The sequence below is a fragment of the Corynebacterium simulans genome (assembly GCF_001586215.1).
Classification (GTDB): domain Bacteria; phylum Actinomycetota; class Actinomycetes; order Mycobacteriales; family Mycobacteriaceae; genus Corynebacterium; species Corynebacterium simulans.
The window spans coordinates 1,210,783-1,236,189 of record NZ_CP014634.1 but is presented as its reverse complement, the minus strand read 5'-3'; the positions used below and the strand labels follow the sequence as shown (position 1 = coordinate 1,236,189).

The 25,407-nt window shown below is 60.0% G+C and carries 19 protein-coding genes, 2 tRNA genes and 1 other RNA gene; 15 read left to right on the top strand and 7 right to left on the bottom strand.

Annotation, left to right across the window (positions count from 1 at the left end; translation table 11 throughout):
• Positions 1–4 precede the first annotated feature (4 nt).
• Genes WM42_RS05800 through WM42_RS05790 form a run of 3 tightly spaced genes read left to right on the top strand, consistent with a single transcriptional unit; the run spans position 5 to position 2,495 of the window.
• Complete coding sequence (locus WM42_RS05800; protein WP_062036224.1) at positions 5–964, top strand: hypothetical protein; 960 nt, start codon at positions 5–7, stop codon at positions 962–964.
• Entirely contained in the window at positions 964–1,977 is a 1,014-nt protein-coding gene (locus WM42_RS05795; protein WP_062036222.1) for a TRAFAC clade GTPase domain-containing protein, read from the top strand. Before WM42_RS05800 ends, WM42_RS05795 begins: the two co-directional genes overlap by 1 nt.
• Positions 1,974–2,495 (top strand): hypothetical protein, encoded by a 522-nt coding sequence (locus WM42_RS05790; protein WP_235591327.1) that lies wholly within the window; start codon positions 1,974–1,976, stop codon positions 2,493–2,495. The genes WM42_RS05795 and WM42_RS05790 overlap by 4 nt, the downstream gene beginning before the upstream one ends.
• On the opposite strand, the gene WM42_RS05785 is transcribed toward WM42_RS05790, so the two are convergent.
• The gene (locus WM42_RS05785; RefSeq protein WP_062036220.1) at positions 2,492–3,901 is read right to left on the bottom strand and encodes a hypothetical protein; all 1,410 of its coding nucleotides are present in this window, start codon (positions 3,899–3,901) and stop codon (positions 2,492–2,494) included. The genes WM42_RS05790 and WM42_RS05785 overlap by 4 nt on opposite strands.
• Before the next feature lie 52 nt (positions 3,902–3,953).
• Here WM42_RS05785 and gluQRS point away from each other — a divergent pair, with 52 nt between their 5' ends.
• From gluQRS to WM42_RS05770, 3 genes are all read left to right on the top strand, one after another.
• Complete coding sequence (gene gluQRS, locus WM42_RS05780) at positions 3,954–4,898, top strand: tRNA glutamyl-Q(34) synthetase GluQRS (RefSeq protein WP_062036218.1); 945 nt, start codon at positions 3,954–3,956, stop codon at positions 4,896–4,898.
• Between the two features lie 70 nt (positions 4,899–4,968).
• The gene (locus WM42_RS05775) at positions 4,969–6,525 is read left to right on the top strand and encodes a cation:proton antiporter (protein ID WP_062036216.1); all 1,557 of its coding nucleotides are present in this window, start codon (positions 4,969–4,971) and stop codon (positions 6,523–6,525) included.
• Positions 6,526–6,551: 26 nt separating this feature from the next.
• Positions 6,552–6,890 carry a hypothetical protein gene (locus WM42_RS05770; protein ID WP_062036214.1) on the top strand — a complete coding sequence of 113 codons (339 nt, stop codon included), beginning with the start codon at positions 6,552–6,554 and terminating at the stop codon, positions 6,888–6,890.
• A 30-nt stretch (positions 6,891–6,920) separates the two neighbouring features.
• Here WM42_RS05770 and WM42_RS05765 read toward each other — a convergent pair whose 3' ends face one another.
• Positions 6,921–8,909, bottom strand: a complete 1,989-nt coding sequence (locus tag WM42_RS05765; RefSeq protein WP_062036212.1) for an acyltransferase family protein — start codon at positions 8,907–8,909, stop codon at positions 6,921–6,923.
• Between the two features lie 527 nt (positions 8,910–9,436).
• Between WM42_RS05765 and WM42_RS05760 the strand changes: the two genes are divergently transcribed.
• From WM42_RS05760 to WM42_RS05750, 3 genes are read left to right on the top strand one after another with little or no spacing between them, the layout of a single operon-like run.
• Positions 9,437–12,049, top strand: coding sequence for a YhgE/Pip domain-containing protein (locus WM42_RS05760; protein WP_235591326.1), 2,613 nt, complete (start codon positions 9,437–9,439; stop codon positions 12,047–12,049).
• Positions 12,049–14,100: a YhgE/Pip domain-containing protein gene (locus WM42_RS05755; protein WP_062036210.1), complete on the top strand. Its 2,052-nt coding sequence runs from the start codon at positions 12,049–12,051 to the stop codon at positions 14,098–14,100. Before WM42_RS05760 ends, WM42_RS05755 begins: the two co-directional genes overlap by 1 nt.
• 21 nt (positions 14,101–14,121) lie before the next feature.
• Positions 14,122–14,646 (top strand): methylated-DNA--[protein]-cysteine S-methyltransferase, encoded by a 525-nt coding sequence (locus tag WM42_RS05750; RefSeq protein ID WP_061920097.1) that lies wholly within the window; start codon positions 14,122–14,124, stop codon positions 14,644–14,646.
• 90 nt (positions 14,647–14,736) lie between these two features.
• Here the strand turns inward: WM42_RS05750 and WM42_RS05745 are convergent.
• The 3 genes from WM42_RS05745 to WM42_RS05735 all read right to left on the bottom strand — a co-directional run bounded on the left by WM42_RS05745 (position 14,737) and on the right by WM42_RS05735 (position 17,175).
• Positions 14,737–14,825, bottom strand: a tRNA-Ser gene (locus WM42_RS05745).
• Positions 14,826–15,425: 600 nt separating this feature from the next.
• Positions 15,426–16,634, bottom strand: a complete 1,209-nt coding sequence (locus WM42_RS05740) for an IS110 family RNA-guided transposase (RefSeq protein WP_049152104.1) — start codon at positions 16,632–16,634, stop codon at positions 15,426–15,428.
• A gap of 452 nt (positions 16,635–17,086) precedes the next feature.
• Positions 17,087–17,175, bottom strand: a tRNA-Ser gene (locus tag WM42_RS05735).
• A gap of 186 nt (positions 17,176–17,361) precedes the next feature.
• Between WM42_RS05735 and ffs the strand changes: the two genes are divergently transcribed.
• From ffs to recR, 6 genes are all read left to right on the top strand, one after another.
• An RNA gene (gene ffs / locus WM42_RS05730) (signal recognition particle sRNA small type) lies at positions 17,362–17,458 on the top strand.
• 100 nt (positions 17,459–17,558) lie between these two features.
• Positions 17,559–18,830: an aspartate aminotransferase type Ic gene (locus WM42_RS05725; protein WP_062036208.1), complete on the top strand. Its 1,272-nt coding sequence runs from the start codon at positions 17,559–17,561 to the stop codon at positions 18,828–18,830.
• A 69-nt stretch (positions 18,831–18,899) separates the two neighbouring features.
• Positions 18,900–19,376 (top strand): suppressor of fused domain protein, encoded by a 477-nt coding sequence (locus tag WM42_RS05720; protein WP_062036206.1) that lies wholly within the window; start codon positions 18,900–18,902, stop codon positions 19,374–19,376.
• A gap of 56 nt (positions 19,377–19,432) precedes the next feature.
• Positions 19,433–21,985, top strand: a complete 2,553-nt coding sequence (locus WM42_RS05715) for a DNA polymerase III subunit gamma and tau (protein WP_062036204.1) — start codon at positions 19,433–19,435, stop codon at positions 21,983–21,985.
• A gap of 65 nt (positions 21,986–22,050) precedes the next feature.
• The gene (locus WM42_RS05710) at positions 22,051–22,425 is read left to right on the top strand and encodes a YbaB/EbfC family nucleoid-associated protein (protein WP_062036202.1); all 375 of its coding nucleotides are present in this window, start codon (positions 22,051–22,053) and stop codon (positions 22,423–22,425) included.
• Between the two features lie 78 nt (positions 22,426–22,503).
• Complete coding sequence (gene recR / locus WM42_RS05705; protein ID WP_061920107.1) at positions 22,504–23,160, top strand: recombination mediator RecR; 657 nt, start codon at positions 22,504–22,506, stop codon at positions 23,158–23,160.
• Positions 23,161–23,299: 139 nt separating this feature from the next.
• Here the strand turns inward: recR and WM42_RS05700 are convergent, their stop codons facing one another.
• Both WM42_RS05700 and WM42_RS05695 read right to left on the bottom strand, forming a co-directional pair.
• Positions 23,300–24,085 carry a type 1 glutamine amidotransferase gene (locus tag WM42_RS05700; RefSeq protein ID WP_062036200.1) on the bottom strand — a complete coding sequence of 262 codons (786 nt, stop codon included), beginning with the start codon at positions 24,083–24,085 and terminating at the stop codon, positions 23,300–23,302.
• Complete coding sequence (locus WM42_RS05695) at positions 24,078–25,364, bottom strand: Mur ligase family protein (protein ID WP_062036198.1); 1,287 nt, start codon at positions 25,362–25,364, stop codon at positions 24,078–24,080. The genes WM42_RS05700 and WM42_RS05695 overlap by 8 nt, the downstream gene beginning before the upstream one ends.
• Positions 25,365–25,407: the final 43 nt, after the last annotated feature.

Here is a 25,407-nt window from a genome sequence, read left to right as displayed (position 1 = left end):
GACAATGGCTAAATACACTTTGAAAGACGGGGAATCTCGTCACCTTACAATCACTGACACCATTCGCGTCGAGGCTTTCGAAATCGGTGCGGGTGGCGCGCAGGTTGAACTCGCTATCGTGCCCGAGGGTGTGAATTACACTCGCGTAGATGACCTGCTGCTCATCGTGCATGCGGTTACACAGGATGCGACGATCCAGGTGCGCCCGAAGGGCTTCGGCACCTTTGGTTTGCGCAGCGAGATTCGTTTGAATATCAGTAACGGTGAGGACACCGTGAGCTTCCCGCGCGTGCTTATCGACGGCGCGGAAGATAGCCCCGAGCGTCTCGCCGAGCTGCAGGTTGAGGGCCAGCAGCTGCGTCTTTCGGCCTTTGGTTCTTCCGAGGGCGCAGGAATCACCGATTCAGCGCGCGAGGTCCGCTCAAAGATGCGCCGCGCGGCGCTTGATGACGCTGAGCTGGCCGATGCCATCGCGGTTATCGATAGCTCTGCTTCCATGCAGGTCAACACTTCCGATGGTGCTGTCGAACTAGCGGCGAAGTACATAAATGCCCTAGCGGATTCCTTCGCGAACTTCACCGCGACCGATGGGCAGGAACGTACCGCTGGCCATACCGTAAGCGAGCTGCAGAGCTTTATCACTGGTGCTATCGATGCCGGTGCTGACCGCGTGGGGCGCCGCCAGTGGAAGGGACATGACTTACATGAATCTTCCTCGCTGTTTATCTATGTAACCGACAGCCCTACTGCCGCGATGCTAAGCGGTGAAAAGCCCGCCGTGGTGATTGTGGTTAGCCCGATTGCCGAGCAGGAAGTTGAACTCGCGCGGGCTAGCGCAGGTGAACACCCGGTGGCTTTCGTGGTGATTGACCGAGACGACGTCGATAAGCAGCGCAGCGCATTCAACAGCGATCTTGCGCGCCTATCCGATGAAGTGGCAGCGATGCTCAAGGAGGAGTACTAATGACCAGCACCGCCGCATGCCCGTGGACCTTCCGCCCGCTGGAAAAGGGCGCTACCGAAAGCCCATATAACAACCGCGAGCTGTTGCCGGACTGGACTGAATCGGTGACCCACTGCGTGGCCATGGCCGGCGCGCGTAACTCCGGCAAGTCGCTGTATACCGCAGTGATGGTCAAGCAGCTCAAGCAGCTTGCGCACAAGCACGATCACTCCGTGCTGGCGGCCGATGAATCCACGGCGCAGCGCTATGCGGAAAAGTACGAAAACCCGCTTTTTAAGGAAATGCAGAGCATGGAGCCCACCCCGAGCGCCGTGGCCACCGATGCTTATCAGCGTGACCCGCTGATCTTTGATCTGGGCCGTTGGCCAGATGCCGAAGGCGTAATGCGTACCAATTACCTCGTCTTCCGTGACGTTGCCGGCGAGGACCTGGAGAACCTGCCGGAGCGGGGAGAAGACCGCGAGGCGCTGTCCTTCTTCAAGTACGCCGACCTGGTTATCTTCCTGTTTGACCCGCTGCGTGAGCGACAAATCCGGGACTACCTGCACGGACTTGTTCCGGACTTTGGTGAGCTCGGTGCCGAGCCGACGCAGGTACTGGAAAACCTCATCACGCTGATGGGAACGGAGTGCCCGCCGCCGCTGGCAGTTACCATCTCCAAGTTCGATACGCTGCAGAAACTGGAGCATAACCCGAATACGCCGTGGGCCAAGATCATGGGCAACGCGGGCGCTGCCTTCCGCCGCGATACCGGCTGGAACTTCCACTTCGACGATTCCTACGTCCTGCACCAGGAAGTGGACTCCTTGCTGCGCTACCTGGAAGCCTTCGACCTCATCAACATGGTCGCCAACGTCAGCAAGAACGGATACCGGTACTTCGCGGTCTCCGCTCTAGGCGAGGCGCCGACAGGCCGGCACCTAGCACGCAGTGGCATCGCACCTTTCCGCGTGCTGGACCCAATCCGTACGCTGCTTAGCGGACACGGCGTATTTGGAAAGGATGTCCAGTGACTTTCGGTACGCCCAACGGAAACCAGCAATTTGGGGTTCCTTCCCAAGGCGGTGCTGGCGGAGCACAGTTTGGTTCCCCAGCGATGCCGGTCAGTGACTACCGCTATGGGCAGGTTGCAGACCAACAGAAGGCGGCGCGCCGGGCCGCCGATATGTCCGCCTGGCGGGCGCCGTGGGCGCTGCAGATCGCTGCGCTTTTTGTGCTGGGAATCTCGGCCTACATTGTCTACTACGTATTCGAGCTCGTGGCCTCCGAGCGCGTGCCCGAACACTTGAACCGCATCGAGCGCCTAGCCACTGAGCTGGGCGTGGGGCTTTCACTCGTGGTGCTCGCGCTGTGCGTGCTCATGGTCTACACGCTGCATGCGCAGCACAAGGCACGCATCTGGCTGACGGTCATCCTCGCCATCGTGGTGTTGATGCTGGTGCTGCCGCACGTTTGGCCCATTTCCTTGGCAGCAATGGTAACCATCGTGCTGCTGTGGCTGCCGGGCAATAAGGAATGGTTCGGCTTTTAAGCCTTCTTAGCCAATGCCGCGAGCGCCTCCTGATTGTTCGCCGTATTAAACAGCTCATAGGCCACGCGGTACTTCTCACGTGCGGTGACAGTATCGTTCGCGGAGGTATAGCGATCCCCCAAGAGCTCAACGACTTCAGCCAAGGCGTTGAAATCTAGGGGGCTGCGCGCCGAGGCGATGGGGTGACGGCCTAGAAAGTCCATCAGGACCTGGGTGGACTTAAACATGTTTTCTGCCTCCGTGCGCAGCGTCTCGGAGAACAAGACGGTCCAGCGTGCGGCGATGGGCAGCTCCGTGTACTTGAGTGCGTTGACGTACCGTGAAGCCAAGATATCGTGTGCCTCATCGCGGTCATTGTCGATGAGGAAGACCTCGACCTTGCGCAGCAGCATTTCTAGCTCGCGGGCTTCATTGCCGCTGCGGGAGTATTCCTTAGCCGCAAGGCCGTAGAAATCAGCTGCGGTTTCGCCCGTGGTATCGGTATTGTTGCCGGCCGCATCAGCGTAAAAGCGTGCCAGCATTCCCGCAGGCAGCGTGGCATATTCGGGGCTGAGGTGGTACTTGCGCAGGATCTCGTTGCTCTTGTTCGCCACGTGGCTGCGCGTCGCGAAGGAAGGGCAAGCCCACAGCGCGCCGACAGCGGATTCGAGGAGGATAGACAGCGCCTTCGCGAGGGCGGTGCTTGGGTTCGGCGCCGCGCTGACTGGGGAGGCCGGAAGCGAGTTTTCCTCGCTGAACGCAGCGAGCTGGACTTGGCGGTTGATGTCGACGAATTCCTCGCTGTGCTCTTTGACGTTCTCACTCTTGGCTGTCTCGAGGCGGTCACGCAGCTTGTTTAGCTGCTCTTCGAGGGTGCCGGTTCGCTCGCGCTCTTCCGGTTCTTCTGGCTCTAGCTCTGCTGTTTCTTCTGCTTCGGCTGCTTGTGCTTGCTGGGCGGCTAGTGCTTCCTCGGCGGCGCGCTTTTGCTCGGCGATGTTCTGCAGCTTTATCAGTTGGGCGTCGTCTCCTGCCTGGGCAGCTTTCTTGGCGTATGCCCATGCCTTCTCGGAGTCTTGCAGAGCATCGTAGTAACGGGACGCGAGCCTAAAGCCGCGGCTGGTGATGGCCGGATTACCAGCTAAGGCGCCGAGGCTTGCGATGTGCAGCGCGGACTGGGCCGCTGCGGGGGAGGTCGGTTCCTGGCAGATAAGCAGGAGCATAAAGGCATTGAGCAGGTCAGCGGTAGGCGCTACGTCCTCAGCTGAGCCCACGAATTTATCGTCACCGATGACTTGGCTCAAAAGCACGCCGATTTCTTTTAATTCCGCCGCGGGAAAAGCGGTGTCGTTGTCGTAGCTTTTCGCAATTTCCAAAAGCTCGGTGGCACGTTGAGCATTGAGAATAGGGTAAGTCACATCGGTAGGCATGGGGCAGATTTTAGTGCAGGAACATATAAATTTCGCTCGTACACTAGATTCCATGGATTCTCACACCCACGCTGGACGCTACGCCCCGAGCCCTTCCGGGGATCTCCACTTCGGAAACCTCCGCACAGCCCTTCTGGCATGGCTTTTTGCGCGTTCTTCAGGGCGGCGCTTCGTGGTGCGCATCGAGGACATCGATAAGCAGCGCTCCTCGCGTGATGCAGCGCAGCGCCAATTGGAAGATCTGGCCACGCTCGGAATCGACTGGGACGGCGAGGTCATCTACCAGCAGGATAGGGAAGCCGCCTACAGCGCGGCCTTGGGGAAGCTGCCGTACTATGAGTGCTTCTGTTCGCGCAAAGACATTCAGGAAGCCGCTCGCGCCCCGCATGCCATCCCCGGGCAGTATCCGGGAACCTGCCGTTATCTTGATGAGGAAACCAAAGCGCAAAAACGCGGCGAGCTTGCCGCGCAAAGCCGTGTGCCATCGCTGCGGCTGCGTGCGGAAACAAATCAGTTCACCATCCAGGACAAGCTGCACGGCAATTACACAGGCGACGTCGACGATTTCATCTTGCGGCGCGGCGGCCAGGTAGCCGATATCAACAATCCGCAGGCGGACTGGGCTTATAACTTGGCGGTGGTGGTAGACGATATCTACCAAGGAGTCGACCAGGTAGTCCGCGGCGATGATTTGTTGAGCTCCGCCCCGCGGCAGGCTTATCTCGCGAGCCTGTTGGGCCAGCCGGCGCCAGAGTTTGTTCACGTTCCCTTGGTTCTCAACCCGGAAGGCAAGCGCTTGTCTAAACGGGATGGTGCGGTAACGCTGCGCCAGTTGCTGGAGTTTTATACCCCGGAGCAGGTGGTGGGGCAGATGGCGCATTCGCTGGGCTATACGGCAGCAAGCGCTCACGAGCTACTGGAAAAGTTTCAGCCGGAGGCGCTGAGCACTCAGCCTTATGAGTGGAGCGATGGGCGCCGAGGTGCCGCACAGGACTAATACCGGCCAGACTATTGTTTAAAGGGTAAAGCCTCAAGGGCAGAGTCGGCGCGTATGTGGAGTGAGTTTTGTGGAAGTATTGCTAGTACTCATTGGTTTGATGTTGTTGACCGTGATTGTGGTGGCAGTCGGGGATAAGACCGGGCTTCCCTGGCCGGCTTTGCTTTCCATTCTGGCGGCCTTGTCCATGTTCATTCCGAGGCTGCCGGACTTTGAGATTCCAACCGATCTCATCCTGCCCGTCTTCCTGCCGCCTTTGCTGTGGGCGCTGGCGCGTAGAACCTCCTGGGGCGTAATACGAGAGCAATGGGTGACTATCTTGAGCTTGTCCGTGCTCTTGGTGGTTGCTACCACGCTGACCGTGGGCATGACCGCCTATGCCTTCTTGCCTGGAGTCAGCCTGGCGGGTGCGATTCTCATCGGCGCTGCTATCGCGCCGCCTGACCCAGTTGCGGTGGAAGCAGTGGCTGAGCCCGCGGGTATCCCGCGCCGCATTATTTCCACGCTGCAGACTGAAGGCCTGTTCAACGACGCGGCTTCGATTGTGGCTTTCCACCTCGCACTCGTGGCGGTGACCGATGATTCCACCATGACCTGGGGGAATGCTATCTTGAGCTTCCTTTACTCCGCAGCAGTGGCGGGTGTGCTGGGCTGGGGCAGCGGACGCCTTGCCTCCATGTTCATCGCGCGAGTTCATGAAGTGGTTGCCCGCAATGCGCTTACCTGGGTGATTCCCTTCGCCGTCTATGTAGTTGCGGAAGAACTCCATGCTTCTGGCGTTATCGCAGTCGTTATCGCCGCGGTGGAGCTGCATTCCCGCGCGCCGATTCAGGCCGAAGACCGTCTTTCCGGCCAATCCTTCTGGGAGACCATCGAGCTGCTGTTTACGGGCGTGGCCTTTGGCCTCATCGGTATGACCGTCAACAGCGCGGTACACGAGGCGGGTACCAACCTGGGGCATTCGATCATCGTTGGCGTGCTGCTTTCCCTCGTGGCCTTTGTAGTTCGGCTGCTATGGATGTGGCTTTTCTACCGCATCAATCTGCGGCGCGGAAAGCCACGCCTTGCCCCGCTGCGCCTGCAGGAAGTGCTGCTTATGGCTTGGTCTGGCATGCGTGGCCTGGTCACCCTCGCGCTGGTTTTGTCCATACCGAGCGATGCCATTGCCTATAGCGATGAGCTTTCCGTTATCGCCCTGACCGTTCTGGTGATGACCATGGTGCTGCCAGGCCTCCTGTTGCCGTGGCTCATGCGTCAGCTGGATCTCACCACGTATTCACAGGCAGCCTCTGACAAAATGCGCGCGGAAATCACCAAGCGTGCGCGCAAAGCTGGCGTGGCTTCGATGCGGAGGAAATACAAAGAATTGGACCCAGAGATTGCCGCCAATATCTCGCAGTGGTTTGAGGATCGCCTTGGTGAAGACGAGGACGGCGACGATGCCAGCACCCGTCTGCAAAAGGCGATCAAAGCTCGCGACGTCGCGCTGGCGGCGCGCCGGGTTGCCTTGGCAGGCGCCCAACAGGAGCTGCTTCGCCTGCGCCGTGACCGCAACTTCAACCCGATGATCGTGGATGAAGTACTCGAGGAAGTAGACCGCATGACCCTGGGAACCAAGACCCGCTAGGCTGGGGCCGCAAGGAGTATAAAAACATGAATGCACTCGAATATGCCCAGCTGGAAGACAGTATGGATTATCTGTACGACTTCTTCGACGAGGACCTAGAAGCCCGCGTGCGCGCCGAGCGTGAATACCTGCCGGAGTCTCTGCAGGACTTGCTGGGGGATCACAGTGTGCTGGACTATATCTGGCTGTGGATTAAGGAGCCGGGTAAAAACGGTTTCAAGGCCTATCTGCGCGATGGCGGCTACTCGGAAGCAGAAGTAGAAGAGGCTTTTGTGTGGACCCGCAACGAGTGGGGCCACAACACGCCGCCGCATATTGAATGGCTAAAGGCCGATGGTTTTGAACCACCGGCCTTTGCGAATTAACTATGTCCTGCCCGATATCTTTGCTTTTTCCTAGCGGGTAGGCGTGGAATCTACCGCCACGATCTGGTGCTCCGGCTTGGAGCCATCAGCAGGGAATGCCTTGGCGATTGCCTTGGAGAAGTACTCCGCGCGCTTCTCGTTGCCACCGGTGTTGTAGTGGACGTCATCGCCCTCCAAGAACCACTCGGTCCGGGCATCGGTAGCCCAGTCATAGACCACGAGGTTCGGGTAGCGATCGCGGGAGGCCAGCAGCGCCTCGTTGAAAGGCTGCATGTTGGAATCCGCGTAAGCGCCGGAGTCACGGTTGGTGGTGGCGGTCGGCCACATTACGGGGGCTTTGCCAAGCACCTGCATGATTTGGTCCACGCGCCAGTCTTCCTCGCCGGAACCGCCCACGGCGCGGTTTGCGGCGTCGTTCACACCAGCGCTGATGACCCAGCAATCGTCCTCGCCGTAGCCCTGCTGCAACAGCTGATTAACGGAATCGAGGATGGTTGGATCCCCCTCGAGGGCCTCAACGGTGGAGCGGGCGCCGGTGACGTCTGCGACGACTTCTTGAGCGCCGACGTTCTTGTAGGTCACCTGGGCATTGAGTGAAGGATCGGAGACGTAGTCATCGGAGAACATGCCGATGGAGGTGGAGTCACCGACGTGGATGATGGTGGTGCAGCGCGTCTTGCCCTTCTGGTTCGGATCTGGGGCAGCGGAACTTGGGGCCGCGCTAGAAGAGGCATTAGGTGCTGGCGCCGCAGCCGCGGTGTCCTTCTTGGGTCCGCCTCCACCGACCTTCAAGCCCATTTGCTGGGAGCCTGGGGTTTCTTCCTGGCCCAGTGAATCGTTCCATGCGGCCGGAATGCCCATTGCAATCACGGCCGCCATAAGCGTGGCTGGAACGGTAAGGCCAAGGCGCGGCATGCCGATGCTCTTGCGCTTCGCCCACCAATTCTTCACCGGCTCGACGACGCCGTTGCGGCGGATCGGGTCCTCAACTAGCGCCCAAGAAATGGCCGCGAGGAGGATGGAGATCACGGTGACCAAGATGGGGTGCGCTACGGACCAATCTGGAATGAACACGATGGCAGGCAGGTGCCAGAGGTAGATACCGTAGGAACGCTCACCGATCCAGCGCAGTGGTGCCAGCGCGAAGAAGCGGGAGAGAAGGCTGCGCTGATCCAAGGCCGCGGCGATGACCGCGACGGTGGCGATGGAAAGAGCGATAAGGCCCCAGTTGTATAGGTGCGGCGAATAGTCCGGCAGCAACCAGAAGAGCAGGCCAATACCAACCAGACCGAGAATGGAAGCCGGGATGGTAAGTGCCCGCGGCGGGATGCGGTAGCCGCGTTGCTTGGTCAGTGCGATAGCGAGGGCAGCGCCAAGCAGAATGCCGCCGGCACGGGTATCGGTGCCCTCGTATACGCGGGTGGCATCGGCGCCGGTGTTGAACAGGAAGGCCATCCAACCGAAGGAGAGTGCGGCAAGCACCAGCGTGGAAATAAGAAGCGGCTTGCGCTTGCCACGGGTGAGCTTGAGAAGCACAAACAACACCAGCGGCCAGAAGAGATAAAACTGCTCTTCCACCGACAGTGACCACATGTGGTCCAGCGGTGCGTGGCCGGCAAAGCGGTCAAAGTAGGACTGGCCCTCCAAGATGACATGCCAGTTGTTGACGTAGAACAGCGCGCTGAGCGCATGGCCGCTGGTTTCACCGAGCTTGGGGAGATCGAAGAAGATCGTCAGCAATACTACGGAGACCAGCATGAGCACGACTGCCGGCACGAGGCGACGGAAGCGGCGCAGCCAGAAGGTAGGCAGACCAAGGCCCTTGCCGCGCAGGTGGCTGCGCATAAGGTTGGCAGTAATGAGGTAGCCGGAGAGCGTAAAGAACATACCGACGCCCAAGTAGCCGCCGGGCAGCCAGGCTGGATCTAGGTGATACGCCACGACGCTGAGCACAGCGACGGTGCGCAGGCCGTCGATTGCGGGCACGTAAGAGGTATGTGAATCAACCGGTCTTGGCATCCGGAATTCTCCTATAGGGAAACATTAATCAAAGGGGGCGGAAACGGACATATCTCGCGCTGCGAAAAAATGAAGGGCAGTCACAGCGCGAAGCTCCACTTACTCTAAACCCTTGTCTCGACATGTTTGGTCCTTAGGGGAGAACATTCCCCACGGTGTGGGGGTTGCGGGGGTGAGTAAAAGTTTTATGTAGTTCTTTGGGCCTCGCATATACAGTGAGTGACATATTTAACAAAGTGGTTTAAAGGTGGTCTGTAGATCGCGGTGTTGAAAAGCTGTGCCTTTTGCGCGCTAAGGCGAGTTTCGAAAGCGTAAGTGATAGTACGGGTTCCGTTTAGGCCGAGAAGCTCGGGAAATAACTCCGATGCCTCAAGTTTGTTCAAGCCTTCGTCCGGGGAAGGAAAGCCGTATTAAACCGACGTCCCGCAGCTTGAAATGAATAGTTTTTAAAATGAACTACTTTCGTTCGTTGAACAATAAAGGTGCTGGTTAACGCCATGTCCGAAAGCTTAAGTAGTGTGTTCAGCGTGCGTTATGCTTGGCAAATTTTTCTAAGAGATATTGCCCGTCTTGGGCGCACCAAGAAGTCGTGGATCATTCTCATCGGTTTGGTCATTACGCCCGCGCTTTATTCGTGGGTCAATATCGCGGCCTTCTGGGACCCATATGGAGCAACCGAAAATATTAAGGTCGCCGTTGTCAATGAGGACAAGGGCGGATCTTCTGATGTCACCGGTCATATCGACGTCGGCAAGCAAGTCACGGAGCAGCTGCACGACAATCACCAGCTGGGCTGGCAATTCCTTGACGCTGAAGAAGCCGAGCGCTCCTTGGAGCGCGGGGAGACCTTCGCCACGGTGACCATCCCGGAGAATTTCAGCTCGGATCTTCTAGGCGCGCTGCACGGCCAATATGCGCAGCCAACGTTGGAGTACCGCGTCAATGAGAAGGCCAGCGCAATCGCGCCCAAGATCACCGACAGTGCCGCATCTAGCTTGGACGAACAGATCACCTCTGCATTCAAGGAGCAGGTGGCGGAGGCAGCGGCCTCCTCGGTGCGCGATGAGGGCAATAAGTTCGAAGACCGGCTGCAGCGCTCCCGCCAGCGTTCGGAAGGAGCCTTCGATAAGGCAGCAAATAACATTTCCTCCGCGCGTGCGGATTTGCGTGAGGTTAGCGATAAGCTCGGCAACTCGCAGGTCAAGATGCAAAATGCCAAGCAGACGGTGCGCGATGTTGAGCAGGCTATGACGGATGCACAAGCCGCACTTGGCGACGTCCAGAATGTCATCGCCAGCGCACAAGGCGACGTCACCGGCTATACCGATTCCCTGACCTCGGCTTTCGTCGAGGGGTCAACCGGCGTCGCGCAAGGCACCGCGCGCGCCCAGGAATCCGTCGCGGATATTACTGCGCAGCTCGACCAAGCAAACTCCCGTTTTAACTCCGCGACCCAGCAAACCAACGACGCTATTGCCGCCGGGGATGAATCCATCCGGCAGCTGCGTGATGTCGTTAATTCGCCCGCCGTAGCTCCGGGTGTGGCGGGCCCGCTCAATGATGCAATTGCCACTTTGGAGGAGGGCAACGCTGCGAATAAGCAGCTGCTGGGTAATCTCCAAGCACTCAGCAATGACAGCAATGAGACCGCCAAGTCCGTGAAGTCCACGGCGGATGCGGTCAATCAGGCGGCGCAGGATACGAAGAAGACCTCCCAGGTTCTCTCGGACACCGTCGATAAGTCTGTGCCGGAGATTAATCGCGCGATGAGCAACCTAAGCTCCAAGGTCGGTGCGTTCTCGGCTTCGCTGGACACCCAAAAGGCGACGATGGAGGAAGCACAGAACTTGCTGGACGGCGTCGGCAAGCAGCTCGGCGCAACCCAGGACGCACTTGGTTCCTTCGATTCAGATCTTGCCTCCCTGGAAGATGGTGTGGAGGGCGCGCGTGACGACGTCCGCGCCATCACCGCTCACTCGCGGACCAAGGAACTGCAGACCATCACCGGCCTGAACTCCGATGAGATTGGTTCCTTCTTCGCTGATCCCGTTGAGGTGAAGAGCGCGCCAGTCTATCCGGTGGGCTCCTACGGTTCCGCGATGGCCTCGCTGTTTACGAACCTCTCGCTGTGGATCGGTGCCTTCGTGCTCGTGGTCATCTTCCGCGTGGAGGTGGATCTCGAAGGCTTTAAGCGGCTCACGGTGGGCCAGGCTTATCTGGGCCGTTTCCTGCTCATGGCCGTGATGGCGATGGTGCAGGCCGTAATTGTCACCGTGGGTGACTTGGCCGTGGGCGTACAGACGGTAAATCCAGTCGCATTCGTTGCCACCGGCACGCTCATCGCGCTGGCTTATCTCAGCATCATCTACGCGCTGTCGACGGCCCTTGGTCACGTGGGCCGTGGCCTTGCAGTGGTGCTGGTCATCGTACAGATTCCGGGTGCCTCCGGCCTGTACCCGATTGAGCTGATGCCGAACTTCTTCCGTTCCATCTACCCGCTTCTGCCATTCTCATATGGCATCGACGCCATGCGCGAGACCATCGGCGGCTTCTATGGTCTGCACTATCTCAAGTTCATGTCCGTGCTGGCCTTGATGTTCGTAGTGGCTTTCGCCTTGGGCTTGTTGGGGCGTCGCAGCTTCGCGCACTTTAACTTGCTCTTTAACCGCGAGCTGGCCAAGACCGATCTCATCGCGGCAGAAAACGTCCAGATCGTCGGCGATGGTTACCGCTTCGCCGATGTCCTGAAGGCACTGCAAGGCCGTGAGGAATTCGCAGCTGATTTGGAAAAACGCAAGCACGATTACAGGCACTGGATCCGCGTGGCTGCAGTACTTGGCGTTGTGGGCATGGTGGTGCTCGGCATCGTGGCTGCGCTTGTGCCTTCGCAGAAACCATTGTTGTTGGGCATTTGGACGCTGTGGTGCCTGCTTATCTTGGGCATCGTGGTCACCCTCGAGTACCTGCGCAAGAGCCTCGCGCAGTCCACCGAGTTGGTGGACTTCAACGAGGAAGAGCTCCGGCACTCCGTTGCCGCCCGCGGTGAAGGTGTGCATTCGGCTTCGGCTGAGGAGGCGCAGTACCAAGACGGCGTCTTGCACAATGAAGGCACTCTCGACGAAAAAGGCGAGGAGAAATAATGAAAAAGATCGGTGGAATTTTCCTGGATGATCTTCGCCGTGCCACTAGCAACGTCATGGCATCAGTCATCCTCTTTGGCCTCGTCGTTATTCCTTTGCTGTTTACTTGGTTCAACGTGTTGGCCAGCTGGGATCCTTTCTCCAACACGGGCCAGCTGAAGGTAGCCGTGGCCAGTGAGGATACCGGCTATAAAAGCGACATCTTCCCGGTTCCGGTCAACGTAGGCGAGAAGGTGCTCTCGGAGCTGCGTGCAAATGACAAGTTGGATTGGGTCATCACCGACGCTGAAGACGCCATCGACGGCACGAAATCTGGCGAGTATTACGCCTCCATCGTGCTGCCGGAGCATTTCAGCTCGGACATGATGACCTTCTATGCGGAAGGCTCCAAGCCGACCGAAATCTCGCTGTACACCAACGAGAAGAAGAACGCGCTGGCGCCGAAAATTACGAATAAGGGCGCAGAGGGCGTTTCCTCCCAGATCGCGGAGTCCTTCACACACACGCTTGGCGACGTCTCCCTAGGCCTGATTTCCTCCCTCGACGAATACCTCAACGAGTCCGACGCAAAGGCAACGTTGAAGCGCATTGAAGCTCGTGCCGATGGCATCGAAACACAGCTGCACACCGGCGCGCGTACGGCCCGTTCGATGGGCAGCCTGGTGGATTCTTCAGTGCCGCTAGTAGAAAGCGCACAACGCATCGCCAATGCGCCGCGTCCTTCGCTGTCGGGCCCAACTGGAGATCTGAACCTGTCTACGGAGTCCCTCGACGCGGCGCTTTCGCAGACTGCCGATAGCTACGATGTAGTACGCCAGCGAATCGACGAACTATACGATTCAGCGGATACCTCGCGCGCCTCGATGCAGGCCACCTTGAATACGCTGGCAGGCCAGGTGCAGGGGCAGATCGATGCCTACAAAGGCCTGCGGGATCGCGTAAATAGCGATGTGAAGCCAGTGCTGCCGGCGGAGGCCGCGCAGCTGACCAGCAACCTCGACGAGGCTATTGCGGCACAGGAGGCCGTGCACTCCCGCTTGGTAGCCGCAGCGAATGCGCCGGGTGCGCAGAAGCCGGACTTTTCTTCCATCGACCGCGCCCAGCAAGCAATCGAGTCCAGCCGCGACTCGCAGCTGCGCACCTCTGTGGGCAAGCTCCAGGACTCCCTGCAGCGCATCGGCAGTGACATCGACTCGCAGGGCTCTGGCATCAGCTTGGACACCGAGTCTCTGACTGGCGCCCGGGATGCACTGAGCACCCTTGCTCAGGAGCTGGACTCGGATGCGGACCGCTTCGGCGAGCTAAAAGATGAGCTCGACCGCGCACGCGATACCGGCGATCTCTCACGCCTAGCCAAGGTGGTGGGCAATAACCCGGATGCCCTGGCAAGCTTTATCGCCTCGCCGGTTTCGGTGGACCGCCAACCTGTCTATCCGGTGGCGTCGTTTGGCGCGGGCATGGCGCCGCTGTATACCACCCTGGCGCTGTGGGTGGGCTGCCTGCTCACAGCCGTCACCTTGCGCACTGACGTCAGCAACCGCGACTCTTATACCGTGGTGCAGCGCTTCTTTGGCCGCTTCGGCATCTTCGCGCTGATTGGCTTCTTCCAGTCCACGCTGCTTTCGCTTGGCCTTATCTTCTTCGTGCAGCTAGAACCCGCACATCCGGTGCTGCTGTGGTTGGCGGCCTGGGTCTCTTCGACCGTATTCATGATGATCATCTATACGCTCGTGGTCTCCTTCGCCAACGCGGGTAAGGCTTTGGGCGTGCTTTTGTTGGTCATTCAGGTCTCCAGTGCCGGCGGCGCGTATCCGCTGCAGCTTTTGCCGGAGTGGTTCCAGAACATCAGCCCGTGGTTGCCGGCGACGTACACGATTCGCGCCTTCCGCGCGGCAATCGGCGGCGTCTATCACGCTGATTACTGGCTCTCGCTGCTGGTGCTGCTGGTCTTCCTGCTGCCGATGTTCTTCCTCGGCCTCGTCTTGCACAAGCCGCTGCATGCCTATACCTCGAAGCTGGATGCGGCCCTTGCGGAGACCAAGCTGATGTAGCCCCGCACTAGAATTGCCGGCATGGCATTTACACCCCGCTCAGTTACTTATCGTTACGTCGACTCGCCTGTGGGCGAACTCCTCGTGGCGGCGACTGAGCGGGGTGTGGTCTATCTGGCCTTCGCGTGCGAAGAGTCCGCGGAAGTCTTGGCGCTCCTTAACAACAAGATCGGTCCGGCAACCATGGGCGCAAGTCCGGTGCTGACACTTGCAGCGGTACAGCTAGACGAGTACTTCGCAGGCGCGCGCCGCACTTTCAGCGTGCCCATTGATGAGGCCCTCACCTCGGGCTTTCGCCAGCGCGTCCAAAGGCTACTGACGGACATTCCGTACGGCGCGACCACCACCTACGCCCAGCTTGCCGACGCCGCCGCAAACCCCAAGGCCGTCCGCGCCGTGGGTAGCGCCTGCGCGCGTAACCCCGTGCCGATTATCGTGCCGTGCCACCGCGTATTGCGCAGCGACGGCAGCCTCGGCGGCTACCGCGGCGGCGTGGCTGCAAAGGAGCTGCTGCTGCGCCTAGAAAGTGGCGCTCGAACGCCCTAGTCCTCGTCCCCCTAGCTCCGCCTTTGCTCTGCCAACCCAGCCGGAATCAAGAAAACGTAAATGGCCCCAGCTCCGAAGAGCTGGGGCCTGTGGCGGAGGATAGGGGATTTGAACCCCTGAGGGATGTGACTCCCGCACGCGTTCCAGGCGTGTGACATAGGCCGCTAGTCGAATCCTCCGTTGGAAAACATTATCAGCCTTGTCTAGAGTGGCAAAATCCGCAGGTCAACAGTGGAAAGGTGGCCCTCAAATCGCGCAGGCCGCCCGCGAGCCACGCGGGCCGAGCGCAAACCATTCCGGCCGAGTATGAATCCCGCGGCCTGAGTGCAATCCGTGCGGGCCCATCCTCCAAATGGTGAGGTCACGTCCAAATGGTGAGGTCGACCCTTTACGGATGGGGGTGCTGTTAACTGCTGGGGCTGTTGAATAGCGAACTCACCATCTGCACCTCACCATTTGGCCCTTCCGTGCCGCCGCGGAGTACCGATTTCCGTTTGAATGGCAGGCCGCGTTCCTAAATGGTCAAGCCTTGTCGCAATTGCTGATATGGAAGTGGATCAGTGGCACAGGCGGTGCGTGGATTTACCATCCTCGTTTGCCGTCTGGGTATTTGCGGTGCCTTGGGGATGTCGGGGGGTGTTCCTATATAGGTTGTCAACTCCGTGGGTGAGGTTGCTGGGGGTGTGAAGGGGTTCTGCTTCACGCTGCGGATGTTGTTTTCGGGCATGCTGAAGAGCCGATTGGGCTTCCTGCGCAATCGGCTCCGGGGCTGGTAGGGGCTAGGCCGCAGCGGCCTCCTGGGCTGTGGGGATGTCTCTGTAGAGCTCTCCGCTGCGCATCATGGCGAAGAGGACGTTGAGGCGTCGGCGTGCGAGCGCGACGACTGCGGCGTTATGTCTCTTGCCTTCTTTGCGTTTTCGCTCATAGAATTGCCGGGAACGCTCGTGGAATCTGATCGATGCAAAGGATGATTGCCATAGGGCGTTCTTCAATTTCTTGTTGCCGGCCCGGTTGGGCGAATTCGACATGATCGACGTTCCCGACTGATTCGTCTGCGGCGTCAGGCCTGCATAGGAAGCCAGGTGCGCTGCATTGGGAAAGTCGGACATATCGCCGACGGTCATAAGGATTTGCGCGGCGCTACGTGGGCCGATGCCGGGCATGGACAAGAGAATCTCGGTCTGAGGAATGTCCTGGATCAGCTCGAGTACCTGGGCTTCAATCTCTTTGCGGTGCTCCAGCTTGGCTAGTGCATCTTTGGCGGACATTGCTACGCCAAGTTCCGCGTATTCTGCGCCGGCGATGGATACCGTCTGGCCGTGGATCGCAGCAAGCATGGCATCGATAACTGGTTCAGGATTACGTGCCCTGTGACCACGTGCGAAAGCTGTCAGCCGTGCTTTGCCGACGCGTCGAATCTTGGTGGGGCCACCGTATTTCGCCAGAAGGTGGAGAATCCACTTGCGGTGAATCATCTGGCCACGTAGGACATGTTCGAATGCGGGGTAGGTGCCCACGAGCGCGGATCGCATCTGGTTGATCAGGCGTGTGTAGGCGCGGGCGAGGTCTTCGTCGATACCGTTGAGGACTTTCAGCTGGAGGAAGACTTCCTCAACGCGGTCGACGCTACGCAGGGCATCTGGCAGGTTGAGGCCGGCATGGGCGATGACATAAGCGTCGCGTACATCGGTCTTGGAGTTGCCGACGTGGATACGTGAAAGCTGTCGCATGGCAAGCCCGGGGAGGTAGCGAACGTCGGCTCCCATTGCTTGGGCGACTGCGACGGTTAGCCTGCCGATGTTGTTGGGCTGATCGACGACGACAAGGACTTCGGCGTCATTGGCCAGGAATTTGCCGAAGAGCTTGCGTAGCGAGCCTTCGTGCTGGTTGATGCGTTTGGATAGGACTTGTCTGCCCTGGGGATCGAGGACGCAGGCGTGGTGGAAGTATTTGCCGACGTCCATTCCAATGACGAAGTCATAGGCCATGAGTTGGTGCCTCCTAGCGATGAGTAGGGAGTTGGATTATTTACGCTTCATCGCTGGGGTGGTCGGACATACTGGCGCTGGCATCCACATTACTGTGAGACCTCGTGCCGCCTGGGCCGGGTCAGGTTCCTATTGAGCTGTTTGAGTATGTCACTGTCTCCGGTGGCATCACCCCCCGGATCATTTTCTTAACAGGGACAGGAATAAGCCATACCGAAGCCAGCGACTAGTTCCACTGTCCTTTCGGACGGCGGGAACGGACATAAACATAGCCCCTCCCACTCGGGTGGACAGGCTATGAATCTTCGGCGCCCTGGGGTGGAACTGCTAACAACGTAATGGGGATGTCGGGCGAAAGAAGCTGGGGGAGGGTGTCGGGCAGTGGCGCCGGACCTAAGAAAACGTAACCCAAGAAAACGCAAATGGTCCCAACTCCGAAGAGCTGGGACCCGTGGCGGAGGATAGGGGATTTGAACCCCTGAGGGATGTGACTCCCGCACGCGTTCCAGGCGTGTGACATAGGCCGCTAGTCGAATCCTCCGTTGGAAGACTCTACACGAGCAGGCCCCAAGGAAAAATTCGTACTGCGCACTCCGGGTAGGCCGACCTGCGTCCGGCGCTAGTGGAGTAGCCGTAACAGCGGCCGCAGCGATGGGAAGGAGCGGGGCCGCGGCGATTGGGGGCAATAACGGTTTGCCGCAGGGGTAGCAGGCGCGCTAGGCTTATCGGCAGGATTCCGCGTGGCGTCCATCCTCTGAACTCCCCCAGGGCAGGAATGCAGCAAGGGTCAGGAGGCTCTGACGGGTGCGCGGGGTCCCTTTTAAGTTTTCTGGGTGATAAACATTACAAAAGCTGCACGCAAGCGTTAGTATTGGTTGCCATATATTCGCAACTACCCGCAACTAACCCGGAAGGTGGACAGGAATGTCCCTGCTCAATCTCGAAAAGTCTGAGCTCGACGAACTCGCAGCGAAGGTTCGTAAGGACTACGAGGAGCTGAAGGCTATGGGCCTGAAGCTGGATTTGACCCGCGGCAAGCCCGCAAAGGCGCAATTGAGCCTGTCCAACGATCTGCTCGAGCTGCCAGGCGCGGGCAACTATTCCGACGCCGCAGGCAACGACCTTCGCAACTACGGCAACCTTGAGGGCATCAAGGAACTGCGTGAGCTGTGGGGCAAGCTGACCAACATCGACCCAGAGCTGCTGTTGGCTGGAGATTCCTCCTCCTTGAACATCATGTTCGACCTCATCTCTTGGGCTTATGCTTTCGGTACCAATGAGTCCGAGCGTCCGTGGTCCCAGGAAAAGACCGTCAAGTGGATCTGCCCGGTTCCGGGTTATGACCGCCACTTCGCTATCACGGAGCACTTCGGCTTCGAGCTGATTTCGGTCCCTATGCTTTCCGACGGCCCCGATCTCGGCGCCGTCAAGGAATTGGTCAAGGACCCGCAGGTCAAGGGCATGTGGACCGTTCCGATGTTCGGTAACCCAACTGGCGTGACCATCTCCGAGGAGATCGCCAAGGAGCTCGCCTCCATGGAAGCCGCAGCGCCAGACTTCCGCATCATCTGGGACAACGCTTACGCGGTCCATACTCTCACCGATGAGTTCCCGGAGATCCTGCCGATTCTCGACATTGCAGCTAAGGCAGGCAACCCGAACCGTTTCTGGGCTATGTCTTCTACCTCCAAGATCACCTTCGCCGGAGCTGGCGTTGCGTTCTTCGCGTCCTCCCGCGAGAACTTGGATTGGTACCTCTCCCACGCGAAGATTCGCGGCATTGGGCCGAACAAGATAAACCAGCTTGCTCACTACCAGTTCTTCGGCTCCGCCGAAGGCGTGCGTGCGGTCATGCGCCGCCACGCGGCGCTGTTGGCTCCGAAGTTCAACGCTGTCCTGCGCATCCTTCAGTCCCGCCTGGGCGAGTACGAGGTCGCGCAGTGGACCGAGCCGAAGGGCGGCTACTTCATCTCCCTCGACGTCGTCGATGGCACCGCCACCCGCGTCTGGGAGCTGGCGAAGGACGCCGGCATCGTGCTGACCAAGGCTGGCTCTGCCTTCCCGCACGGCGAGGACCCGAATGACCGCAACATCCGCTTGGCACCTTCGCTGCCACCGCAGGAAGAGGTCGAGGCTGCAATGGACGGCGTCGCAACCTGCGTGCTGCTCGCCGCTTTGGAGAAGTTGGGGGCTTAAGCCATCAATTCCGACGAGACTTCGTACTGGCTAAGCCAGGTCATTCCCGTTCCGCTGGAGTTTAAAAACGTGGAAGGCCGCCGGCTTGGTTTAGCCGCGCTTGACGACGCCCAGTCCCTCGCCGTTACCACCACCTTCGGCAAGGTAGACACGGGGCTCAAGCATGCGGAGCAGGGCGTCGATGTGCGCTGCGAGCTGCTGACTGTGGCGCGCGCGACGCAGCCGGAGGTGGCCGCTGCGGTTACTGCGGCTGCAGAAAAGCTGACCAAGGCCGGTGGTGTGTTGCCTGCGCAGCCGGGCATCATGCTGCCGGAGATACTTTCGGAAGATTCGCTCAACGTACACCATGGTCTGCTGATCGCGCCTTATCTGTGGGGCGGCAGCACCCCGCAGCTGCCGGAGGACGGCCGGCTGACTTTGGTCTGTCAGCTGCTGATGCTTACCGATTCAGAATATGCCTATGCGGTGGAAGAGGGCGTCGCCAAGCTGCAGGAAGCAGTAGCTGAACAGGGCGTCGATATCCTCGATTGGAAGCGCGCCGGCTAGCTTGCTCCGCCCGCTGCGGGGGAGAGTGTCGGGCACAGAATGTAGACTGACTAACCGTGGCTCTATACCGGAAATATCGTCCAGCAACGTTCGCGGAAGTGGTCGGCCAAGAGCAGGTCACCAAGCCTTTATCCGCTGCCCTCGACGCAGGGCGTATCAATCATGCCTACCTGTTTTCCGGTCCGCGCGGCTGCGGCAAGACCTCTTCAGCGCGCATTATGGCCCGCTCGCTCAACTGTGAGCAGGGGCCTACGTCTACCCCGTGTGGCGTGTGCGAGTCTTGTGTTTCGCTGGCACCAGGTGGCCCGGGCAATCTGGATGTAACTGAGCTTGACGCGGCTTCCCACAACGGTGTGGAAGACATGCGTGAGCTGCGTGACCGCGCGTACTATGCGCCTGCTGAGTCGCGCTATCGCATCTTCATTATCGACGAAGCACATATGATTTCCGCCTCGGGCGCCAACGCGCTTCTGAAGGTGGTGGAGGAACCACCGGAGCACGTGATCTTTATCTTCGCTACCACGGAGCCGGAAAAGATCATCGGCACCATTCGCTCGCGTACGCACCATTACCCGTTCCGTCTGCTGACCCCACCTGCGATGAAGGGCCTGCTTGAGCGCACCGTCGCTTCTGAGGGCGTGCATGTCGATGACACCGTGTATCCCATGGTCATCCAGGCCGGTGGCGGTTCCCCGCGTGATACTTTGTCCATTCTGGATCAGCTCTTGGCTGGTGCGGGGCCAGATGGTCTGACCTATGACATCGCGCGTCCGTTGCTCGGTGTCACCGATTTGGGCCTGCTGGATAAGACTATTGAGGCGCTTGCCGAGCAAGACAAGGCAGCCTTGTTCATGATCGTCGACGACGTCATTGAAGCCGGCCACGAGCCGCGCCGATTTACCATCGACCTTTTGGATCGCCTTCGCGATCTCATGATTCTGCAAGCGGTGCCGGGTGCTTTGGAGGCCGGCTTGGTCTCGGCCCCGACCGACCGCGGCGAAATCCTTTTGGCCCAAGCCCAGCGCTTTACCGGCCCGCAGTTGGCTTACCTGGCAGAAACCGTCAATAGCCGCATTTCTTCGCTGCGTGGCGCTACTTCGCCGCGCCTGCTTCTGGAGATCCTGTGTGCCCACCTTCTGGTCGGCTCTGCGCCCGCAGCTGCCGCCGCGGGCCAGGCTGCTGCGCTGCCACAGGGAATGTCTGCTGGCTCACCGCAAGGCACTTCCGATGGAACGCCTGCTGCCGGTCACGCAAATACCGCAGCTTCCAACCAACCTGCACCCGCTACTGCCCAAGCCCAAGACCCAGCAGCCGCGGCGGCTGCCATCATCGCTGCTCGCCGTAACCGCCAGGCTCAGCAGCAGGCGCAGCAACAACAGCAGCAGGCCCAAGCGTCGCAGGCACAGCCGCAACAACCGGCACAGCAGGCTGCGCAGCAGCCCGCCGAGCGCGCCGAACAGGCGCCTCAGCAGCGAACCGAGACTCAACCTGCACAGGAGTCTGCTCAGGAACCAGCCAAGGAACCGGCACAGCAGTCTGCTCAGGAACCAGTGCAGGAATCTGCCCAGGAACATGCAGTTGATGTCGCGGAGCAAGTGCGTTCGCAGTGGTCGAACCTTCGCGCGGCCGTGGGGCGTCGTAATAAGGTCGCGGAAATCATGCTTGCCGAGGCTCGCGTGCTCGGCTTCCGCGATGACACGTTGATTCTGGGGCACACCACTGGTGCGCTGGCGGAGCGAATCAACTCGCCTTCAAACAATGATGCAATCGTAGCGGTTCTTAAGGAAGAGCTGCGCCGCGACGTCAAGGTCAACTGCATTATCGGCACCAACCCGAAGGCAGCAGGCTTTAGCGAAAGCACTCCGCGGCAGCAGCCAACGTGGAACCCAAACCAGCAACAGCGCGAGTCCGCTGAGCCAGAACAGGAGTCTGAGAGGCCTAGCCCGCAGACTGAACCCGAGCAGCAATCGGAGCAGTCTGCCAGCGCATCTGCGTCTGCATCTGATGATCCGTGGGGAGCACCGCGACCTATCGGCACGCAGAACAACGAGACTGCTCGCGAAGAGAGCCCCGGGCCAGTGACACCAGCTGCGGCATCGGCGGCTGCGGCATCGGCGGCGGCAAGCGCGCATCAACCTGCACCGCAAGCTACTCCGCCTGCGCAGGTGCAGGCCCCGCGTCAGCAAGCGGCGAAGCCGGCACAACAGTCATCCCAGCAGGGTGGTGACTGGCGTTCGCGAATCGCGCAGGCTTCGCAGGTCGCGCAAAAACGCGACGAGGAATTCAACAAGATTCCGCAGTTCGGCAACGGTGTACCACTGCCACCCGAACCAGCGCCGGAAGACGAATTTGAGGCACCACCAGAGGAGTACTATCCAGCTGACCCGCAGCCCAGTCAACCGGGGCCGGGGCAGCAGAACCAGGAGATGGGGGCGTCGGCAAGCACTGCGCAACCGGCACCACAACCTGCTCAACAGGCCTACTCCCGCGATGAACAAGAACGCGAAATGATGGAGGAAGCCCAAAACGCCGGCGAGATGGACCACCGCAGCTCCACGGAAGTTGCAATGGAACTGCTCACCAAGGAGCTAGGTGCACGGCGATTGTAGTTAAGCGTCTGTACACTTGACGGGTAGCGAAAATCTTAAAGAAATTTACGTTGAAAGGACTTTCCATGACTGACCCAATGTCCCAGGCAAATGACATGAACGACCTGCTCGCACAGGCTGTCCGCGTGCAGGCTGAGCTGCAGAAGGCACAGGAAGAAATCCTGGCCGCACACGTTGAAGGCACCGCAGGCAACGGCCTGGTTAAGGTTGTCATGACCGGCGGCGCAGAGCTCGTTGACCTCCAGATCGATAAGTCCGTTGTGGACCCTGAGGACGTTGACACCCTCCAGGACCTCGTTATCGGCGCTTTCAAGGAAGCACACGCTGCCGCTGGCAAGCTGGCTCAGGAAAAGATTGGCCCGCTGTCCCAGGGCATGGGCCAGTCCCAGCAGGGCTACGATGGACCTTCCTTCCAGGATGTCTTCGGCGGCAACCAGTAGTCGCGCGTTAAACTAAAAGGCCGTTATTCCCCGCAGCGGGGGAAGCGGCCTTTTTGCATTTCATAGATAGGGAGAATCGTGTTCGAAGGACCTCTGCAGGATCTCATCGACGAGTTTTCGCGCCTTCCGGGTGTCGGGCCGAAGTCGGCGCAGCGTATCGCTTTTCACGTGCTGCACATGGATCCGGAGGACGTCGACCGCCTGCAAAACGCGCTCGGCGCGGTACGTGATGGCGTGACTTTCTGCCGTATCTGTTGCAACATCTCGCGCGAAGAAGTCTGCCGAATCTGTGTGAACTCGCAGCGCGATGCATCCACTATTTGTGTTGTAGAAGAGCCTAAGGACATCCAGGTCATCGAGCGCACCGGTGAGTATGAGGGGCGCTACCATGTTCTAGGTGGCGCTTTGGACCCGCTGGCGAACGTGGGTCCGAAGGATCTCAACATCTCCGTGCTGCTGCAGCGCATCGGTGGCGTGTTGCCTGACCGCGAGCTGGCGGATTCCACCCCGGACGCGCCGTTGTATGACACGACGCCGGAGATCAAAGAGGTTATCCTCGCAACCGATCCGAACACGGAAGGTGAGGCTACCGCGGCTTACCTGGTGAGGTTGTTGCGTGACTTCCCGGATCTGAAGATCACGCGCCTAGCCTCCGGTATGCCGCTGGGCGGCGACCTTGAGTTCGTGGATGAGCTGACGCTGTCCCGCGCGCTGTCGGGTCGTTTGACGGTGTAGCTGTCTTAGCAGCCGGCCTAATTGCCGGATTGTGGCGCTAAGTTGCGCGAAAATGGCGACGATTTGGCATTTAGGGCGGCTAAGGCAAGCCGGGCTAAGGCAAGCCGCGAGCGTCAGCTGAGCGCCCGCAGTTGCGTGTCTAGAGCTGCGAGCGCGGCGGCTTTGATGCGTTGAGGCGCTCGGTGCGCAGCTTGTCCACGGCCGGGATGTCGAGCGGTTCTAGGTCTGTGAGGGCAACGCCCATGGCCTTGGCCAGCAGGAGGTCAGCCAGCTGCGGGTTACGCGCCAGTGCCGGGCCGTGCATGTAGGTGGCGATGACGCTTCCCTGGACGGCGCCTTCGGCAATGCGCTGCTCGGCGGCGTCGGAAAGATCGGCGGTGGCTGCGGTATCGGCGTTGCCCTGGCCGCGAATGAGCTTGCCCAGCGGCTGCGCGGCAGGGCCCAAGATGGTGGCACCCATGTGGTTCTCGAAGCCGGTGAGGGTTTCGGTCAGCTCCGCGGTGATGCCAGCGCCGGTCGGCTCAGAGGAGACCTCGCCGATGGCACGCTCAGCCATGGAAGCCGTGGTGGCGTCGATGAGACCGACACCGTCAATAATCTGACCCGAAGCACGGAAGGACTCGCCTAAAACCTGCAGGCCAGCACAGATTGAAAGGATCGGGCGGCCAGCCTCAGCTGCGCGGGTCAGGCCGCCGTCTTTGATGAGGTGCTCCGCCGCGAGAATCTGCGCGGTGTCCTCACCACCGCCGAGTGTGTAGACGTCGAGGGAGTCAGGGACTGCCTCGCCAAGCTTGATCGGAACGATCTCAGCTGAAAGGCCGCGCATGCGGGCGCGTTGGCGAAGGACAAGAGCGTTGCCGTCGTCGCCGTAGGTGCCAAGCACGTCGGGCAGAATGAGGCCGATTTGCAACTGCGTCTTAGCCATTGGCGTTCTCCTTTACTTTGCGCTCAAGCGCCTTCTTCAAATCGCGGAAAGCGGTGTAGTTAGCCAGCACCTCGATGCGGCCTGGTGGGCAGGCCTCGATGGCTTTGACTGGATCCGGGATGAGCTCGTGCGAGATATCGGCGTAGACCAAGCGCACAGCAAGGTCGGTGCCGCGCTCGCCGGCGGCCTTGACCGCGAGGTTTTCAAAGTCCTCGAAGCGTACGTCCCACAGCCAGGACATATCGATGCCGTCTGCCACGTGGCCGTTGGTGGCAATGACCAGGCCGTCGGCAGAGCGATCCACCATGGACAGGGCCTCCTGCCAGCCGGCTGGGTTTTTAGCCAGCAGCAGGCGAATTTCACGGTCACCCAAGGTGATGGTGGAGTAACGGCCGGCCACGTCGTTGACGGATTCGGTGGCGGCGATGGCCTTGGCCTCGTCCACGCCGAAGCCTTCCACTGCGGCGGCGATGGCCTGGGCGGCATTGCCACGGTTGGCGCGTCCAGGCAGGGAGAGGCTCAGCTCCTTGTCACCCTGCGGAGTGTGCAAACCATCTTGGTCTACGCGCCAGGTTGGGGTGGGGCGGCGGAACTCGCGGCCGTCGGGAAGCGGCTTGACCGCACGCCAATCATCCTCATCACGCACGATGTGGCCGCCGGTGCGTGGGCACGTCACGGACTCGCCGAGCCATCCAGCGCCGGCGGAGACCCAGATGACGTTCTTGGCGTCGTAGGCCACGGAAGTCATGAGGACATCGTCGCAGTTGGCGATGACCAGCATGTCTGGGTGGGCTTCGACGGCGCCGCGCAGAGCGCGCTCGATCTTATTGATCTCACCGACGCGGTCGAGCTGGTCACGGGAGAGGTTCAGCAGCACCAGCGCCTGCGGATTCAGGTTGTCTGCCACGTGCGGAACGTGCAGCTCGTCTACCTCCAACACGAGGTGGGAGGCGTCTTTGCCCGCCATGAGCGCGGAGATGATGCCAGCATCCATGTTGTCGCCGCCGTCATTGGTAGCGACTTTGTGCTCGCTGCGTACAGCGGCGGCCAGCATGCGGGTGGTGGTGGACTTGCCGTTGGTGCCGGTAACCAGCACCGCAGGGCGGCCACCGCCGAGGTTAGCCATGATCTGTGGATCAATCGCGCCAGCGATAAGGCCACCGATCATTCCGCCGGCGCCTCGTCCGGTTGCGCGGGAGGCGGTGGTGGCCAGCTTGGCAGCGGTCGTGGCGGCGTTGGTACGCAATGAACGCAACGTGCCGGAAAGGTTAAAACTCATGCCCCTAGGGTAGTCGCGTCAGCCCGCGGGGCGGGTACTTGCG